This window comes from Alkalihalophilus lindianensis (assembly GCF_032843265.1).
Taxonomy (GTDB): Bacteria; Bacillota; Bacilli; order Bacillales; family Bacillaceae_D; genus Alkalihalophilus; species Alkalihalophilus lindianensis.
Map to the genome: position 1 here is coordinate 1 of NZ_JAWJBA010000991.1, position 238 is coordinate 238.

General features: G+C 35.7%; 1 pseudogene. It reads right to left on the minus strand.

Annotated elements, in window-relative coordinates:
* Window positions 1-238, minus strand: a pseudogene (locus RYX56_RS25090) (IS5/IS1182 family transposase); the annotation flags it as partial.

Below are 238 nucleotides of genomic sequence, written 5' to 3' on the forward strand. Positions count from 1 at the left end.
CTTGAAAGCGACTTCCGTGTTTTGGCCTTAAAATACTCCCATTGTGGATTTACCATGATGTACTTGGTATTGCCATGTGGCGTTAATGCTTTAGAATTAATTTGATGATTTTCATCGAATTTCTCTGCCTGATATACTTTGAAGTCACGATGAAAACCATACTTATCATTGCGATAAGCGTAACGTTTAAAGTTAAAACGAACGCCAATCGGATTGATATAATAATCATCCTTAGCAT